The sequence below is a fragment of the Microcoleus sp. PH2017_08_TRC_O_A genome, from assembly GCF_020738665.1.
Classification (GTDB): Bacteria; Cyanobacteriota; Cyanobacteriia; order Cyanobacteriales; family Microcoleaceae; genus Microcoleus.
On the sequence record NZ_JAEQCE010000157.1, the window covers coordinates 1 to 12,220 of the forward strand.

Sequence of the window (12,220 nt, forward strand, 5' to 3'; positions counted from 1 at the left end):
CGGAAAGAAAGGTTATCCGACTTTCAAGAAAAACAGTCGCTCAGTTGAGTATAAAGTCAGCGGCTGGAAACTCTCAGAAACTCGGAAGCAAATCACATTCACTGATAAAAAGGGAATTGGCAAGCTCAAACTAAAAGGAACGTGGGATCTCAATTTCTACCAAATCGATCAGATTAAACGAGTTCGTTTGATACATCGCGCTGATGGTTACTACGTTCAATTTGCAATCAGCGCCGACAACAAAGTAGATGCAGCACCAGTAGGTAAAACAGTTGGACTAGACGTGGGACTGAAAGAGTTTTATACAGACTCCGATGGTCATGTTGAACCGAATCCCAAGTTTTATCGAACAAGCGAGAAACGGCTGAAGTTTCGGCAACGCCGTGTTTCTCGCAAAAAGAAAGGCTCTGCCAACCGCAAGAAAGCAATTAATCGATTAGGACGAGTACACCTCAAAATAAGTCGGCAACGTGAAGAACACGCTAAGAAACTGGCGCGTTGCGTAATCCAATCTAACGATTTGGTCGCTTACGAAGATTTGAGAATAAAGAATCTAGTAAAGAATCACTGTCTCGCTAAATCGATTAATGACGCAGGTTGGTATCAATTCAGAAAGTGGTTGGAGTATTTTGGTGTGAAATTTGGTCGGGTAACGGTTGCCGTTAATCCTGCTTATACTTCACAAAAATGTTCAAATTGCGGTGCAATCGTAAAAAAATCCCTATCCGTAAGAACCCACGTTTGTGAATGTGGATTTGTTATGGATAGGGATTGGAACGCAGCGATTAATATTCTGAAATTAGCCTTGAGTACGGTAGGGCATACCGGAACTTGGGTTTTAAGCCCGAACGCTTTGGGAGATTTGACCTCTACTTTGACGCTCAGAAATCCTGTCTGAGCAAGTTGAGTCTATGAACAAAGAATCCCCTCGCCTTTAGGCAGGGGAGTGTCAAACAGCTTCCCAGGCCCGGCGGCGAGGCGCAACAGCTTTTTTTCGGGAATTGCAGCAGCAAACTTGACAGGAGGCGCATCTAGCTGCAAAGCTCGAATCAGCACAGCGCTACCAACCCCCTCCGCATCCGTCACCACGTTAAAACAGTGATACATCCCGTAGATAAAGTAAACGTAGCCGATACCCGCACGCCCGAACATCGCCTGATTGCGAGGAGTCTGCTGTCGGTAAGCGTGACAAGCGGGATCTCCCGGGGCGTAAGCTTCTGTTTCCACAATCATTCCCCGAATCGTCTCCCCGTCAGGAAACTGGCGCACCAGAGTACAGCCCAGCAAATCAGGCGCTACGCTGGTAGATGGCCGCGCCAGCCAAAAAGATTCTACAATCTGAGTATTTGCACTCATTCAACAGGAGACAGTAAATTATGGACGTTAAGTTAGTTTTAGCAGTCTTGACAGCAGTTTTCACCGTGTGCTGTTTGTTCTTCGGCACAAAAAACGGCTTCTACGATAGTGACAAGTATCACGGTAACGGTTCTGCTCACTAATTTTAGCTGGTAATTAGTTGCTTAAAAAAACCGTTGCCTGAATCACAGGCGGCGGTTTTTTTTCGATCTAATATCAAATCCTGCTTAAATCCCCCTTATATCAAATCCGGTAGCATCGGAATTATTAATATTACCGAAATAAGGAGACTCAAGATGCCGTTTCCCTACAATGAATCTGGGGTAGGGAAACGGCATCTTGAGTCTCCTCGCTTGTCATTCCGGTGCAACCGGAATTGATATTATTTCTTAGTCCGCGCAGGNNNATCTGGGGTAGGGAAACGGCATCTTGAGTCTCCTCGCTTGTCATTCCGGTGCAACCGGAATTGATATTATTTCTTAGTCCGCGCAGGCGGACTTCGTATGTGTAGAAGCGATTTCAATCGCCGAGGGTTCAAGGAGATAACTGGAGATAATTAAGGATGAATGTTGCCATCGGGCATTTTAGTTTCCTGCATTGTAGCATTCTCGAAATCCGCGCATCCCGGAAGATTGAAACGCATTGTGGTTCCTCGGTCTGTTGATTTCATATTAAAACCAACTACTGCATTTTCTGGGTTATTCTTTTCGGGTACAGCACTGACTTTAAAATCCATATTTGCTGCTTGACCATTAGTATCAAGATTGAAACTTATGCCACTACATCCCAAATCAGAACCTGTCAGGTTGGCTTTATTCAAGTTGGCATTTTTTAGGTTGGCATTCGCCAGTTTTGCTCCTGATAAGTTAGCACCTTCTAGGTTTGCTCCCTGCAAGTTAAATCCTTGTAAGTCCATTCCCTTCAAGTTGACATTGCTGAGATTGCATTCTGGACACTGTTTGGTCTCCAGCAATTGCTTGACTTGGTTTTGCTGGTTAAAATCAGGTATGTATTTGGTTGCAGCTAATAAAAGGGCGATCGACAATCCAGCAGTAATTATATTTTGGATTTTCATAAAAATTCTGAAAAGCCACTGTGGCTTTCTATCTCGGTTAATTATTCATACAGCAGTGCGATCGACATCTCCAGAATTTCCACAAAAAAATTGCCACCATTTCAGACAAGCACGGAGGCGCAGTTAAATCCCGCCGGACTGATAAATCCCGCCTTATCTCCCTCACCAGTGCTGCTTTGGGTTTCGGACTCGCCCCGTCCGGCTGCTTCACTTCGCTTTGGGCAGCCCACCAACAAACAAATTTTGCCGACTCCTACGCGGATGCTGGAATGTTCGGCAATCTGACCCCCGCCAGCGAAGATCCCTACGGCGATCCGGCGGATGAGGAAACCGCTTAAATCGAGTAAGTTGGCTAGAAAAATTACATGGTAAGCAAAATCACCCCCGCAGGGGTGATTTTTTGCCAGTTCTTTTCGTAGTTGTCAAAAACGGAGAGGGTGGGATTTGAACCCACGGAACCTTTCAGTTCACCTGATTTCAAGTCAGGCGCATTCGACCACTCTGCCACCTCTCCAGGCGCATAGATTTTATCATACCAGCAATTGCCGCTAACTACAAGCAGTAGCAGATTCAGTCTGCCGGTAAAGAATTTGTTCTCTTTGCACCGCGAAATCTTCCCCTACCCAGACTAAAGACATTTCCGACACTGTTCCTTTTTCCAGCAGGACGATCGAGAAATTCCGCAATTTCGAGCACTCTCTCTCCACAATAATTCGCGGTACGCAGGCCGCATTCAAATACACCGTACCCTTCGCACTCACCACTGACTTCCGCAACTCGTGCTTAGTATGTCGCAGTTGATGGTGCATATGACCAAAAGTTACCAGCGGTACGTGCTTTCCGGCGCTGCGAGTTCGATCGATCGCCTCAGCAAAATCCGGGTCGCCCCAATCCCCTCCCAGGGGTTTCCAATCACGCCCGCAGGGGTCTTCAGCAGCCTCTCCCAGCCCCGTCGGGCCCGTGTGACCAAGAAAAATCACATTTTCGCAGTCCGCATCTGCTGCCGCCCCTGCAATTAGCCTCGCCGACTCCTCAAAACTTTCTACGCCAAACCACTCCGAATAAAAATCGTTGTACTTCCACTCCGAACCTCCCCAAGTAAACGGGCGGCTTCCCACCACCGTTATGTCCAATTCGGGAAAATCCCGTTTCCCGTAACCGACGTGGGCTTCTCCCATTAAATCTAACTGCTGTTTTACCCGATTCTCAACGGCGCGATCGTAGGGACACTTACTGCGGCCCCACTCCGTCGCCGTATACCAAGCGTCGTGGTTCCCAAATACTACTGCTTTCGGAATGTCCAAAGATGCGATCGCCCGCACCACCTCCACCGACTCGTTCCCAAAATCCCCCACAAACAGCGCCAAATCAACGCCAAGATGCTTCAGGGCCTCGCCGTCTTCCGCTTCCCAGCGATCGTGAACGTCCCCCACCACCGCAATTTTGATAGATTTAGTCTGATTCATTTGATTTGTCATGCGCGATCGATCCCTAGCCCCTTCTTCTTCAGCATAAGAAACAGCGACCAATTTTTGCACTCTCCCCCAGCCAATTTTAGATTTTAGATTTTAGATTTTAGATTATTTCAACCCAACCACCCGCTTACCACCGTTTTTGGTGAATTCAACTATAATTCAAAATATTAAGTCCAGCCGCCACCTTCCCCGGAATATTTTAACTGTGTTTACCACCGCACCTGCTCAAAACTTGACCCAAACCAGACTGCCCGACGACTTGTTTGCAGCAATTAACGCCCTCAAACAAGAGTTGAACGCCGTCATTCTCGCCCACTACTACCAAGACTCCGACATTCAAGACATCGCAGACTTCATTGGCGACTCCCTCGAACTTGCCCGCAAAGCCGCCAACACCAACGCTTCGGTCATAGTTTTTGCCGGAGTTCATTTCATGGCAGAAACCGCAAAAATCCTCAATCCCCACAAATTAGTATTGCTACCAGACTTAAATGCTGGGTGTTCCCTCGCCGACAGTTGCCCGCCCGAAGCCTTTGCAGCTTTCAAAGCCGATCGCCCAGACCATTTAGTTATTTCCTACATTAACTGTACCGCCCAAATCAAGGCAATGAGCGACATAATTTGCACCAGCTCCAACGCCGTCAAAATTGTCAACCAAATTCCCGAAAATCAGCCGATAATTTTTGGGCCCGATCGCAATCTCGGCCGTTACGTCATCGAACAAAGCGGCAGACACATGGAACTCTGGCAAGGAGCCTGCATCGTCCACGAAAACTTCTCAGAAAAAAAGATAGTTCAACTCAAAATCGAAAATCCCGAAGCCGAAATCATCGCCCATCCAGAATGCGAACCTCCGGTACTTCGCCACGCCAATTATATCGGTTCAACCACCGCTTTGCTCAAATATTCTCAATCCAGTGCCAGCCAAGCTTTTATTGTCGCAACTGAACCGGGAATCATTCACCAAATGCAAAAGCAAACACCGCACAAACACTTCATCCCCGCTCCTCCGAACAATAATACCTGTGCTTGCAACGAATGCCCGCACATGAGATTAAATACTTTGGAAAAATTGTATCTAGCTATGAAAAATCAAACCCCAGAAATTACTATGTCTCAAGAACTGCAACGAGCAGCCTTGCAACCTATCCAGCGAATGCTAGAAATGAGCTAACGGTTGACAGTTGACAGTTGACAGTTGACAGTTGACAGTGTTTTAGGATGGGTTGAATCCAGGGATTAAATTAGTAATCGCGGACGCGAAAAAATCGGTTTCTCCGAAAAATTATTGTGGACGCAGGCGGCGCAGAAACCGGGTTTTTAGCCCCCCCTGCGTCCGGGACTGCATTAGGTCATTTCTTTAAAAATTATGAATAATCTATGATTTCCGAAAAACTGATTGTTTTCACCCGCTATCCCGAAGCGGGCAAAGCCAAAACTCGACTAATTCCTGTGCTGGGAAAAACAGGTGCTGCCAACCTGCACCGATTGATGGCCCAAAAGGCGATCGCCCGCGCCCTCTCTCTTCAAAACTCCCGCCGATTATCAGTGGAAATTCACCACACAAGCGGTAGCCAACAACAGATGCAAGACTGGTTGGGAACAGATATTATTTATCAAAATCAAATAGACGGCGATTTGGGGGCAAAAATGACAGCAGCGTTTCAAAAATCTTTTAATTCAGGGGTTGACAAAGCTGCAATTATAGGAACTGATTGTCCCGATCTGAAAGCAGAAATCATGGCACAAGCTTTTGACAAACTGAGCCAGCACGATTTAGTTTTGGGCCCGGCAACAGACGGCGGTTATTATCTAATCGGGCTGCGCCGATCGATACCGGAATTGTTCAGCGGAATTAAGTGGGGAACCAGTGAGGTATTTTCTTCTACGCAGGCGATCGCCCAAAATCTTGACCTCAATATTGCTTATCTTCCCACTCTTGCAGACATAGATTTGCCGGAGGATTTGCTGCGTTTAGATATTAGTATTTTGAAATAAATAAACTATATTTAACTTCTCTGATTCATTAAAAATTGTCATCTATAAATCATAAAAAATACTTGATTGTGAAACCACAACGTCATACTATAGTAAATGTATTTGTCTAACCAAATGCAGCGGTTAGACAGCGCTTGCGACAATAGTCGCAAGCGCGAGAAAAAGCCAAAAATTAGCAAATAAATTAGTAAATAATCAAACTAGGGACAGTTTTTGATTGTCAATCTTAGAATCAGGGTTTCAGGGCGATCGAGAACGAGGGCAACGCTTGCCAGACACAGGAATTACCTGCGGGAAATCAAGGGTTTCAGACGAGGAACTCAAAAGGCAAGTTCGCGATCGCACTTTGCGACAAGAGTGAAACCCGGTTTCTTCGTATATTTATCGTGACCAGAGAGTAAAATTCGTAGAAACCCGGTTTCTATCCGCCCCATGTGTCAGCCATCAAACTGTCGCTACCTGTTGAAATAACAGATAAGCTTTGTACAAAACCCGCCCTCTCTCTCTCCAGCGGTGATCGATTCTCTATGCCGCCCGAAAATCTCAATCTCAAAATTTCCATTATCATTCCCGTCTTAAACGAAGCAGCTACAATTGCCTCAGTCATTTCCACCGCCCAAAATGCCAAAAATGTTGAGATTATCGTCGCCGATGGCGGCAGCAACGACGGTACCGCAGAAATAGCAACATCTTTGGGCGTCCGAGTTGTCTCCAGTAGCCAAGGCCGCGCCACTCAAATGAATGCAGGTGCGGCCTTGGCTACTGGAGATATTCTGCTGTTTCTCCACGCAGACACTCTTTTGCCTCCCGGCTACGACTCTGGCGCACGCCTTGCACTAGCCAAACCCCAAACAGTCGCCGGGGCCTTTGAACTCAAGATTGATGCCCGCACGCTCTGTCTGCTGCTCGTAGAAATAGGAGTAAACTGCCGATCGCACTTTCTGCAAATGCCCTACGGCGATCAAGCCATTTTTCTTTATTCAGCTATCTTTGACCAAATCGGCGGTTTTCCTGACTTGCCCCTCATGGAAGACTTTGAATTTGTACGCCGGCTGAAAAAACAAGGCCGCATCCAAATCGTACCCGAGCCCGTGTTGACATCCGCCCGCCGCTGGCAGCAGCTTGGGGTACTCAAAACCACCGCCATCAATCAAATAGTAATTATTGCTTATTTTTTCGGAGTGTCGCCCGATCGACTCGCTTTCTGGTATAGGAGACAAAAGAAAAATTCTTCCCAAAACTAAAGAATAGTGAACTTTTCTAAAGCTAGCTGCCAATTATGCAAATAGGAAACACGTCCCTGCGTAAAATATGACTTGAACGCCTCAATTTTTACGCACAGCGAGGAAAAAGAGAATATGGCCGATCCCAGAGATGCAGAGCTTATTAAACCCTTTAACGGCGACCCCTTCACGGGTCATCTCGCAACTCCCATCAGTGCTTCTGATTTCACACAAGCATTCATTGGGAATTTGCCCGCCTACCGCAAAGGACTCTCACCCCTAGTTCGAGGTTTAGAAATCGGTTTGGCACACGGTTATTTCCTTGTCGGCCCCCAAATCGTCTTAGGCCCACTGCGGGATTATCCAGAAGCAGCTAATCTCGGCGGATTAATTACAGCCCTCGTCTTAGTTCTGCTCGGCACAACAGGTATGTCTGCCTACGGTTTAGTCTCTTTCAAAAATGACAATAGCAGCTACCCGAGCGCCAATCCCATGACTCCCGAAGCCCTGAAAACCGGCGAAGGCTGGAGCCAGCTCACTGCTGGTTTCTTCATTGGCGGAATGAGCGGCGTCTTTGCTGCCTACTTCTTACTCGAAAACTTTAACGGCATCGATGCCATTTTCCGGGGTTTAGTCAACAATTAGACTCCACTCCCAAATATCCCTGTTGCCACACACTAACTTTAGTTTGGAGATTTTGATATGACAGGTTCCTACGCTGCTTCTTTCTTGCCTTGGATTTTGATTCCGGTTGTTTGCTGGCTGATGCCGGTTGTGGTAATGGGTTTGTTGTTTATTCACATTGAAAGCGACGCCTGAGCTACTACCTAGCTAGCGATTAAATAGACAAGGTGGTACACTTGTAGACAAATCTACGATGTACCATTTTGTTCAAACCCTGCGCGATTCCCAAAAAACCTTGGATTGTCAGTAAAGACACTCGCTTGCGCTGGGATGTTTCGGGATGTCGAGCAATGCTTTTATCCATCAAAACAAAGTTAAAGCCGGCACAAGAGTCAGACAACAGTCATGAGCAAACACGCTGGAATAGTGAGGTTTACTTATAACTGGGGATTGGCTACTTGGAGCAACCTTGATCAAGATGGATTGAAGCCTAATAAATACCTACTCAAGAAATTCTTTAACAATCATGTAAAGCCTGAGTTTACATGGATTAAAGAAGCGGGAATTTGCCAGAAGATAACTCAATATGCTTTCGACAATCTTGGGGATTCCTTCTCCTTATTTTTCTCAAAAAAAGGTGGATATCCCAAATTCAAGAAGAAGGGGCATCATGATTCTTTCACGATAGATGCAGGTGGCAAACCAATTCCGGTAGGTGGTACGTCCATAAAGTTGCCGACTATCGGCTGGGTAAAAACCTAGGGCGGATTGCCTCACACCACCGTGCCGTGTCAATCACTATTTCACGTACCGCCGACAGTTGGTTTATCGCTTTTGCTTACGAACAGAAGAGCCAACTATAAAGCAACACGATGTTGTGGGTGTTGACTTGGGAGTTAAAGAGTTGGCAACCCTTTCGACCGGTGTTGTTTTGCCTAACCCAAAGCATTACAAAACGCATCTCAGTAAGTTGCGTAGGCTGTCAAAGGAGTTATCCCGAAAAAAACAAGAGGCTCTAGAAATAGATTTAAGGCGAAACAAAAACTAGCGAAGCATCATGCTAAGGAATGAAAATTTAATAACCTAGACGACTATCCCCCCCTTAGCCCTTACTGGAAAAGAAATGGGGAAGCAAAGTTGCTTAAATTATTCAATTTTCATTCCTAAGGTAGCGAATCTCAGAAAAAATACTCTCCATCAAATCACTACTTACTTATGCAAAAACCACGCAAAGATAGTAGTAGAGAATTTGAATGTTTCTGGGTTACTGTCTAATCACAAGCGAGCTTCGAGTTATCGCTGATTGTGGATTCTATGAATTCAAACGTCAACTAGAGTATAAATCTCAAAAGTTTGGCTGTGAAGTAATCATTGCTGACCGCTGGTTTCCTTCGAGTAAGACTTGTTCAAACTGCGGACATATTCAAGATATGCCGCTGAAAGAAAGGACTTACAACTATGGAAGTTGCGGTCATTCGATGGACAGGGATTTGAACGCAGCGATTAATTTATCGCGCTTGGCTAGAGCGTCAAAGCTTACCGAGGGATAGCCGCTCCCATGCCCCCGATGAAGTAAGAAGCAAATGTCTAGACTTGTCTAGGATTTGTATAGCAGCTTTACCCACAAAGCAAGACCTAAGTTGGAAGGCCGAAGCAACACGATTGACGGACAATTCCTCTGAAACCTCTAGATAAATCTCGGGAAAATCAGCGAAAATTGTTTTGAGATTGCTGGCCATCAAAAAACTTAGTTTTTTTACCTCATCCCCAGAATTGATCTGTGGAGCAATCTTTCTTTCTTCTTCCTTCAAAACTCGCAATTGCAAAAAATCCTCTGCCTGCGGGCAGAGGATTTTTTCGCAAAGGACACAAATCACTCGCTCGGGGAAGACAAATTGGTAAATCGTGAGCCACAATTGTTATGGAAACCTACTAATGAGGAGAGAGCGATGCAATTTCCCCCCGCACGCCGAATCTTAGCTCCATTTCTGATCTCGGTACTGCTGCTCGTGACTTCCTGCGGTCAGAATCAGCCCCCCTCCCGCTGGGACAAAGCCCAGCAGGAAAGCACCCAAAAATCGACTAAAGCCAAGCAGACAAATGCTGACAAATCCACTGCTAGTAATCAAAACCTGCCCAAGAAGGCAGTTGCAGGCGGTAAGTTAAATAAATACTTCCCGTCTGCTGGCGGCGGATTCGATCGCGTTTTCGCTCAAGAAAAATCCGGTTTTGCTGAAGCTAAACTGAACAAAGGCGGTAAAAATGTCGCGGTGCTTTCGATTAACGACATCGCCGGCAACCCCAGCGCCGGAGCCAAATTCCAGCAAAGCACCAAGCAAATTAGCGGCTATCCCGCTGTCAGTCAGGGCGCTAACATCACTGCTGTTTTAGTGGCAAATCGCTATCAAGTCAAAGTTCAATCCCGCGATCCCTCTTTTACCGCTAGCGAGCGCGAAGCTTGGCTGTCAAAATTTAACCTGAGCGGCCTTGCTAGTGTGAAATAGCAGTGTCTCAGATCGAACTTCTCGCCCGACTCTAGCTCTGGCGCTATCAAAACTATGTCTGCCAAAATCAGACTGTGAAGTTCTTGCCATCTACCAAAAGTAATACCTTTGATTTCTGTTCAACAAGGAGTTTTTTGTGAGCAAAACAGTCTTTGAATTAGTCGATCAACTGCCTAAAGACAACATGACTGTCAAAGCCCTGCGAGCGCTTGACTTTGTTGTTCCAGGCGAGTGGAACAATTTAGTTGGCTTTGAAAATACCATTCGTACGGTAACAGGCGAAACTGACGAAGATATGATCCAGCAAATTGGCGATCGGGCCATCACCCTCTACAACGATAAATCGGAAGGCTACCAACGCGCTCTCTGGCTTTACCAAACGATCGACAGTGCCTCTAGCGCCCTCGGTACAGCAGCCCTAGCTAACAAAGTCGCCCAAAATGTGCCGTTTTTGTCCGTGCTGGGAAATCTCACCCCCAAGCCTGAAAAAGCTCAGACGATCGACCTTTCTCTAAAATTAGTCACTGAATTGCTCGCTTTTTGCCAAATTAACGGCATTCCTGGCGACAGCATCGGCGATTTTGCCGGGGCTTTGGGCGACTACGGCGGTGAATCCCTGATGCGGATGGCTGCTTTGGTTTGTTTTGATGGTTTGATTCCCCTGGGCCCAGACTTTATCATGGCTACTCAGTCTTGGATTCAAAAGCTCTCCCCTAGCGATTTGCAAGACAATCCGGCGTTTAAGTCGATCGGCGGTATGATTCCTGGTGGTAATCCCGCAGGCCAACTCGGATTTATCGGCGAAAGCTTTAACTCGGTTTCCGGCTGGATGGGCTCGTTTGTGAGCGATCGAGGTTTGACTCCCCAAAACGTTATGGGGCACTTACAGAGTTTTGTGGAAATTTCTGCCGACAAGGTGGACTACGTGGGCGCTTTCCTGGACATGACTACCAACTACTACGAACACACGGGCGTTCAAACTCTCGCCCACCGTTTGATTGAACGAGCTGTCGCTGAGATTTAGAATAAGCATAGTCCTCAGTCATTAGTCAGTAGTCATCGGTTAGTAGTTATTGGTTATTAGTTATTGGTTATTAGAAACAACAACTAAAACTAACAACAAATAACAACCAACAAACAACTACTGACTCCTGACTCCTGACTCCTCTACTCATCACTTTTTAAAAGGAAGCACCAATGGCAGAAGAACCGAAAAATCCAGCAGCAGGCGAAGCCGAAACAGAGGCCCTTTCTGCTGAAAACGCTCCGAGTTCCGACACTCCGGAAACCAGCGACATCCCCAGCGCTGACAAGCCTGCGCCCGCTGCTAAAAAAGCGGCCGCCAAGCCAGACGGTGACAAGCCCCCAGCTAAAGCTAAAAAGGAAAAAGCACCTGCTGTTGAAGACAAGCCCTTTGCGGAATTTATTCAACAAGATTATTTGCCCGCCTTGCAAACTGCTTTGACCAAGCAGGGCGTTAAGGATTTAGATGTGAGTTTGACCAAGCAAAAACTCCCCGTTGCTGGCATGAGTTCCGCCGGAGATTGCTGGCAAGTAATTGGTAAATTTCAAGAAGGTCAGCGCCAATTTAACTTGTATTTTCCTCAAGAAGATATTCAAAGTCAAAGAGCATTTTCCTGCGCTGAAAATAACACCAAAACCAGCACTTTAGAGCCTTTTTTGATAGACGAGCGCAAGATTACCCTAGACCTCATGGTCTTTGGTGTCGTCCAGCGGCTTAATGCTCAAAAATGGCTGAATCTTAATTAGTTATCGTGCAGTGCGAGCGTCCCGCTCGCGAGTCTTAAGATAGCTCGCGAGTCTTAAGATAGCTCGCGAGTCTTAATATAGCTCGCGAGTCTTAATATAGCTCGCGAGTCTTAAGATAGCTCGCGAGTCTTAAGATAGCTCGCGAGTCTTAAGATAGCTCGCGAGTCTTAAGATAGCTCGCGAGTCTTAAGATAG

At 46.4% G+C, this 12,220-nt stretch carries 18 protein-coding genes, 1 tRNA gene and 1 pseudogene; 15 read left to right on the top strand and 5 right to left on the bottom strand.

Going from position 1 to position 12,220, the window contains the following annotated elements:
- On the top strand, positions 1 to 898 hold an 898-nt coding region (locus JGK22_RS32100), incomplete at its 5' end, for a transposase (RefSeq protein WP_293271363.1).
- 11 nt (positions 899 to 909) lie between these two features.
- Here the strand turns inward: JGK22_RS32100 and JGK22_RS32105 are convergent.
- On the bottom strand, positions 910 to 1,356 hold the full coding sequence (locus tag JGK22_RS32105) for a DNA-3-methyladenine glycosylase (RefSeq protein ID WP_363319734.1): 447 nt from the start codon (positions 1,354 to 1,356) through the stop codon (positions 910 to 912).
- 20 nt (positions 1,357 to 1,376) lie between these two features.
- Between JGK22_RS32105 and JGK22_RS32110 the strand changes: the two genes are divergently transcribed.
- Positions 1,377 to 1,499 carry a hypothetical protein gene (locus tag JGK22_RS32110; RefSeq protein WP_096830678.1) on the top strand — a complete coding sequence of 41 codons (123 nt, stop codon included), beginning with the start codon at positions 1,377 to 1,379 and terminating at the stop codon, positions 1,497 to 1,499.
- 413 nt (positions 1,500 to 1,912) lie between these two features.
- Here JGK22_RS32110 and JGK22_RS32115 read toward each other — a convergent pair whose 3' ends face one another.
- The gene (locus JGK22_RS32115) at positions 1,913 to 2,431 is read right to left on the bottom strand and encodes a pentapeptide repeat-containing protein (RefSeq protein WP_293187135.1); all 519 of its coding nucleotides are present in this window, start codon (positions 2,429 to 2,431) and stop codon (positions 1,913 to 1,915) included.
- Here JGK22_RS32115 and JGK22_RS32120 point away from each other — a divergent pair.
- Positions 2,420 to 2,716, top strand: coding sequence for a hypothetical protein (locus tag JGK22_RS32120; RefSeq protein WP_293271361.1), 297 nt, complete (start codon positions 2,420 to 2,422; stop codon positions 2,714 to 2,716). The two genes, JGK22_RS32115 and JGK22_RS32120, sit on opposite strands and share 12 nt — an antisense overlap.
- A gap of 144 nt (positions 2,717 to 2,860) precedes the next feature.
- On the opposite strand, the gene JGK22_RS32125 is transcribed toward JGK22_RS32120, so the two are convergent.
- Positions 2,861 to 2,945, bottom strand: a tRNA-Ser gene (locus JGK22_RS32125).
- 34 nt (positions 2,946 to 2,979) lie between these two features.
- A complete protein-coding gene (locus JGK22_RS32130) occupies positions 2,980 to 3,897 on the bottom strand; it encodes a TIGR04168 family protein (RefSeq protein WP_293314478.1) in 918 nt (305 codons plus the stop codon).
- A gap of 214 nt (positions 3,898 to 4,111) precedes the next feature.
- Here JGK22_RS32130 and nadA point away from each other — a divergent pair, with 214 nt between their 5' ends.
- The 9 genes and pseudogenes from nadA (at position 4,112) to JGK22_RS33400 (ending at position 9,301) form a co-directional block, all read left to right on the top strand.
- Positions 4,112 to 5,080 carry a quinolinate synthase NadA gene (gene nadA / locus JGK22_RS32135; RefSeq protein WP_293208956.1) on the top strand — a complete coding sequence of 323 codons (969 nt, stop codon included), beginning with the start codon at positions 4,112 to 4,114 and terminating at the stop codon, positions 5,078 to 5,080.
- A gap of 206 nt (positions 5,081 to 5,286) precedes the next feature.
- Positions 5,287 to 5,904 (top strand): TIGR04282 family arsenosugar biosynthesis glycosyltransferase, encoded by a 618-nt coding sequence (locus JGK22_RS32140; RefSeq protein ID WP_293208950.1) that lies wholly within the window; start codon positions 5,287 to 5,289, stop codon positions 5,902 to 5,904.
- Positions 5,905 to 6,121: 217 nt separating this feature from the next.
- A complete protein-coding gene (locus tag JGK22_RS32145; protein ID WP_293187132.1) occupies positions 6,122 to 6,265 on the top strand; it encodes a hypothetical protein in 144 nt (47 codons plus the stop codon).
- Positions 6,266 to 6,431: 166 nt separating this feature from the next.
- Positions 6,432 to 7,148, top strand: coding sequence for a TIGR04283 family arsenosugar biosynthesis glycosyltransferase (locus tag JGK22_RS32150; RefSeq protein ID WP_293187131.1), 717 nt, complete (start codon positions 6,432 to 6,434; stop codon positions 7,146 to 7,148).
- 114 nt (positions 7,149 to 7,262) lie between these two features.
- The gene (locus JGK22_RS32155; protein WP_293148482.1) at positions 7,263 to 7,772 is read left to right on the top strand and encodes a photosystem I reaction center protein subunit XI; all 510 of its coding nucleotides are present in this window, start codon (positions 7,263 to 7,265) and stop codon (positions 7,770 to 7,772) included.
- A gap of 57 nt (positions 7,773 to 7,829) precedes the next feature.
- Positions 7,830 to 7,946: a photosystem I reaction center subunit VIII gene (locus JGK22_RS32160; protein WP_293148481.1), complete on the top strand. Its 117-nt coding sequence runs from the start codon at positions 7,830 to 7,832 to the stop codon at positions 7,944 to 7,946.
- Between the two features lie 204 nt (positions 7,947 to 8,150).
- Positions 8,151 to 8,513: pseudogene (locus tag JGK22_RS32165) on the top strand (helix-turn-helix domain-containing protein); the annotation flags it as partial.
- A gap of 58 nt (positions 8,514 to 8,571) precedes the next feature.
- On the top strand, positions 8,572 to 8,799 hold the full coding sequence (locus JGK22_RS33395) for a transposase (protein ID WP_363319285.1): 228 nt from the start codon (positions 8,572 to 8,574) through the stop codon (positions 8,797 to 8,799).
- Between the two features lie 205 nt (positions 8,800 to 9,004).
- A complete protein-coding gene (locus JGK22_RS33400) occupies positions 9,005 to 9,301 on the top strand; it encodes a zinc ribbon domain-containing protein (RefSeq protein ID WP_363319284.1) in 297 nt (98 codons plus the stop codon).
- Here the strand turns inward: JGK22_RS33400 and JGK22_RS32170 are convergent.
- The gene (locus JGK22_RS32170; RefSeq protein WP_293187129.1) at positions 9,281 to 9,562 is read right to left on the bottom strand and encodes a hypothetical protein; all 282 of its coding nucleotides are present in this window, start codon (positions 9,560 to 9,562) and stop codon (positions 9,281 to 9,283) included. The genes JGK22_RS33400 and JGK22_RS32170 overlap by 21 nt on opposite strands.
- Before the next feature lie 138 nt (positions 9,563 to 9,700).
- On the opposite strand from JGK22_RS32170, the gene JGK22_RS32175 reads away from it, so the two are divergent.
- The 3 genes from JGK22_RS32175 (at position 9,701) to JGK22_RS32185 (ending at position 12,025) form a co-directional block, all read left to right on the top strand.
- Positions 9,701 to 10,255 carry a hypothetical protein gene (locus tag JGK22_RS32175; protein WP_293187128.1) on the top strand — a complete coding sequence of 185 codons (555 nt, stop codon included), beginning with the start codon at positions 9,701 to 9,703 and terminating at the stop codon, positions 10,253 to 10,255.
- Between the two features lie 136 nt (positions 10,256 to 10,391).
- Positions 10,392 to 11,279: a hypothetical protein gene (locus JGK22_RS32180; RefSeq protein ID WP_293187127.1), complete on the top strand. Its 888-nt coding sequence runs from the start codon at positions 10,392 to 10,394 to the stop codon at positions 11,277 to 11,279.
- Positions 11,280 to 11,452: 173 nt separating this feature from the next.
- Positions 11,453 to 12,025 carry a DUF2996 domain-containing protein gene (locus JGK22_RS32185; RefSeq protein WP_293187126.1) on the top strand — a complete coding sequence of 191 codons (573 nt, stop codon included), beginning with the start codon at positions 11,453 to 11,455 and terminating at the stop codon, positions 12,023 to 12,025.
- Positions 12,026 to 12,220 lie beyond the last annotated feature (195 nt).